Annotated in this window: 3 protein-coding genes and 1 pseudogene; all 4 read left to right on the top strand. The window is 36.6% G+C overall.

The window, feature by feature from the left end:
• A pseudogene (locus IM317_RS23540) lies at positions 1 to 349 on the top strand (recombinase family protein); the annotation flags it as partial.
• Between the two features lie 140 nt (positions 350 to 489).
• Complete coding sequence (locus IM317_RS23535; RefSeq protein WP_033146486.1) at positions 490 to 1,929, top strand: type III restriction enzyme, res subunit; 1,440 nt, start codon at positions 490 to 492, stop codon at positions 1,927 to 1,929.
• Between the two features lie 995 nt (positions 1,930 to 2,924).
• A complete protein-coding gene (locus IM317_RS23530) occupies positions 2,925 to 3,938 on the top strand; it encodes a hypothetical protein (protein ID WP_033144638.1) in 1,014 nt (337 codons plus the stop codon).
• 71 nt (positions 3,939 to 4,009) lie between these two features.
• Positions 4,010 to 4,327, top strand: a complete 318-nt coding sequence (locus IM317_RS23525) for a hypothetical protein (RefSeq protein WP_033144639.1) — start codon at positions 4,010 to 4,012, stop codon at positions 4,325 to 4,327.
• The last annotated feature ends 144 nt before the right edge of the window (positions 4,328 to 4,471 follow it).

Below are 4,471 nucleotides of genomic sequence, written 5' to 3'. Positions count from 1 at the left end.
GAGAATTTTGAAAAATTTACAGAAGAAAATTGGAGAAATCGAATCTGAAATATCGAATCTAAAACGTTTGAATGTGAATGTAGGTACATTCGATGAGTTGAAAAAATATTCAGAGGAGTTACGCGATCCGATGAATGTAGATATAAGACTTGATTTTAACATCAAGATTAAACGTGTAATTAAAAGCATTGTTATAAAACGCTATAGCGATTCTATATTTTTAGTTGTTAATTACATAGCAATTAACGAAAAACAAGCGATCGTAATTAATAGTAAAAATGGTGAAGTACTGTACATGGGTGTTCAGAATGATGACTTAAAAATAGTCGAGCATATAATTGGAAGTTAATTCTTTTTTTCGATCTTTTCCATTATAGTTTGGGATTAAGGTTTGATAATGTATACTCTAAATACAATAACTAAAACGACGAAAGGCCAGACACTGGAATGGCTGACCTTTCTAAATTAATCAACATGGAGCGTGAACAAATGATTAATCCTACACATATTTATAACAAGTTTAAGTATGTATCTGCTGAGTGTGGCTCAGGCAAAACCACAGCTATATGTAATATAATCAATAACAGTGCTGAAAAATATATTGTAGTACAGAACACACAAGAACTTATTAAGCAGACGGCTAAGCAAATCAATAATTGCGAGTATATTATTACGGATACAGTACCAAAAGATGAAAGTGTTATTAGTTCGGCTATTGAATTCCTTTCATCTGGAAGTAATAAAACATTAATCATAACAGATAAAACATTTTTCAAAATCCCTCGTGAATTGTTATCTGACTGGAATATTTACATTGATGATGTGACTAATTTCCACTCTTTCCAAAACATAAATGAAGGTAGTGCTGAAATAAAAAACGTTATTCGTAATTATTTAATCCACAAAGTTCAGTCATTAGATGACAGAAATATATATATTGCGGCTGAAAGAAATCCAGAAGTAAAGGGCGATGTAGTAAAGAACATTTTAAATCAACTTTCAGTATTGAATGATAATGATTTTTTTATAATGAATAATGAGTACTTTACCGATACGGAAAAGGAACAGCTTAATATTACCGCCTGGAAAGATCTCAATAAGTACAAAGATGTATCAATTACCTTTCTCGGGGCTAATTTTGAAAACTCATTGATCTATAAAGGCAATAAAGAACTCTTTGAAAGTACTGAACTTGAAGGATTATTAACACGAAAAACAGCACTCAAAGACAGATTACAGGTTTATTACTTCTCAAAAAATCACAAGCTATCAATGACATGGAAAACTAACAACCCTGATAAAGTACAAAAAATATACGATTTCCTCGATACCAGACTTGCCGGGCAAGACTTCTTCTGGACGAAGAACAAAAGCGACTCTCAGAACCTCAAGAACGGCACAGAGATCAGCCCGGATGCCAGAGGATTTAACCAGTACCAACACCTTATGACGTGCGTCTGGTTGGCCTGTATGCGTCCCTCAGAAACAGAAGCTAAACAGTGTGAATTGTTCTTTGAGATTGACGGCGAGGCGATACACGCCGCAAGGGAATATGAAAGTTTACACCAGTTCGTACTACGAGGGATTTCGAGGAATTTTGACAGTACTGAAACGCAGATAGTCTATGTTTTTGATGAATGGCAAGCGAGATCACTTACGGATAACATTGAGTACATAGATCTTGGTATTGATGATGATGAACAAGGGCAGAGAGGCAGACCGCAAGGCTCAATGAACAAGGAAAAGCGTTTCACTCTTGATGATACCAAAGCAAAGCGTTTCCGCCGCTGGAAAGGCAGCAATCCAGGGCTTGAGTTAGAAGCGTTCAGGGCATTTCTTACCAGTACTACTAACGAAGATCTCAGTACTGAGGAAAGGGCAGCCATGTACGAGAAGTACGAAAAAGCAGTACAAAAGAAACAGAAATAGTCCCGCTTATTTGTCAGAAACACCATCATAAAACCAATAAATGTCCGGAAAATAATACCTTAAAAAGTTATTAGGTAATAAATTTCGGACATGACACCGAGGAGCGAAAGCGAATTAACTACCGGAAAGCAGGAGCGGCGAAGCAAGCGAACTGTTTCGGGTAGTTAGTGAGAGTGCTCACGTAGTGAGTACTTGATAGCTATCACATTGTTTATATAGATAAAACATTTAAACAGCACCCGCTTCGCGTGTACTGTTCGCTGGATTAGGTTCTACTGCTGTGTTCCTTTCAGTCACTGGCAGAGCGAACCAATCGCGTTTTATTGTTCTGTCAGTAAGTACATAACTTATTGTTATTTCATTACTTATTATACTAATGATTCCTTTATGTACTTAGTGTGTACCTGCTGTTTCAGTTACTGGAAAAGCCCTGTCAGTACTGACCAGAGCGAAGCGACCCCGATCCAATTAATCCGCCTTCATAATGGTGTTTCGGGCAAAACGCACAGGAAGCCCCTGAACGCGATCTTCGTTACTGACATACACGTATGTACAAAACCCCATAAAACGCCGTAGCGACGCTTTGAGATCGTTTTCGTGATGGAATCGCCAGTACTCCCCGTATTGAAATCAGATACATAACCCTTTTCATGGATGGCGAATCCGCTTGATCGATTTTACCTATTGATTTGTATTGAATTAATAGTTGTTGATAGATTATAACGATCAATAAATCAATAATCGATCGTTTTTATCGATCGATTATTGATGTGCGTGCTACCCTTGAGCACCTGAACACGGACGGCTTTAAGTCCGTACTTTTGGCCTGAGATAAGCTAACGGGAGTGACAAAACGGTGAGACTGGTACAACTGCTAATCTATAAATTTTGGGGGGATTCTTTTTTAAGGGTTCTACCTAAAGGCAAACGAATTATTGTCGATAATACTAATAGAACGAACCATAGATTTGGAAAATTATTAAAGGATAATTACGGTGAGTAAATATTTAAAAATAGGAATTTATGGTATTTGGGGAGTGTTTTTATTCCTTGCGTCAATGGAGAAATTTGGTGATCTTTTCGCAGTCGGTACAGGCTTCTGGTCGGTAGTCATGCTTTCCGTCGCTGGATTGTGCCAGCTACTGGCAAGTACTGCCGCGATAGGTTGGGCTGTTTTGGGTTTAGGTACTCTCCGGGCTGAGTACTTACCCTATAAACTCGTTAACAATTATACAGTGCCAGTATTGATCATTGTACTGGCTTTCGTGGCAAGTGCTGCCCGATCCTCAAGTGATGAATCCAGAGCACAAAAACTTGGATTTAAAGACGGCAAAGATTTTTCTATTGCTCGTGAAAATAACATTACTAACGTTGCCGATTATGCCAAATTCGTAGAAGAGCAAAAAGTTATAAAGGCTGAAAAGGCGGCTCAAGATGCTTTAGCGGCAGCCGATAAAGCTGAACAGGATAAGGTGGCTAAGTATGTGGCTATATTTTCCGATGCTGGTAGAAAGGAGCGAGCACAAGAGTTAATCAGTAAAGATCTAAAAGAAAATACTGAATTGACTAAAAAGATACTTGATGAAATAGCATCTTACTCAAATGATTCAGTAGAAAGAGATGTGGCAGAAATGGACTATTTAGATTATGGGGTAAGTCTTAAATTGTATGATTTGGCAATAGATAAATCTAATTGCCGTCAGGAATTGAAAAATCAATTAGCTCCATATACAGCATGGAAAGACTCTCAGGATTGGCGACCATTCAGTGAATTTCCTAAGTCTATGCTAAAGCAGGAAATGTATAGAAGGGATATCGTTAACGCCGATTACTCTAAGAAGAAAACTGAACTGGAAAACATTTTCAGAGAATGTGTTTTTTCACTAATTAATAAAACTAATCACCTTTCTCGTCCTAATGCCAAACCAGTAATTCAAGAGGCATATTTTTCTGAAAAGTTACAATGCGTTCAGAAAAATGGAGGTGATTATAATGCGTGTTATCCATAACATGATGTTTTCTGTATCAGATTGTATTGTTATTTTGGTTTAGAAAACATATAACTAAGAGGCTATATAAAATGAAAAAGTTACTAATTTTGGGGTTGTTATTCAGTACTTCAACTTTTGCCGCATACAAAACATATGATCCGCATAAAGATAGCAGACTTGTAACTAAAGCGATTTCTGGTGTATGTAAATCAGAACATCAAAAATATGATGATCTTGATTATCAGCTTAAATCAAATATCGGTAGTATGAGCGATGCTGACGCAAAAAATGCCGTAGCAAATCTTAAGGATGCTAAACGTAAGCGTTGGGAATGTATTGAAAAAGAATTGAATAAAAAGAATATAACATTGAACTTAGAACAGTTGTTTAAAGAGGATAACCTTTAGCGAATAGCTCATAATAAGGGCAATGGTTATTCATTGCCCGAATTTATAATTAATCATTGCTGTAAGTAGTTGTAAATATTTTTTTGTATTAGGCATATAAACTGTATGGAAATCGGAGGTATGATAATGAATGTATTAATATAT

Origin of the sequence: Enterobacter cloacae complex sp. S3, from assembly GCF_014930495.1 — a bacterium.
GTDB classification, from domain to species: domain Bacteria; phylum Pseudomonadota; class Gammaproteobacteria; order Enterobacterales; family Enterobacteriaceae; genus Enterobacter; species Enterobacter asburiae_B.
This window is presented reverse-complemented; position numbering and strand designations above follow the sequence as displayed.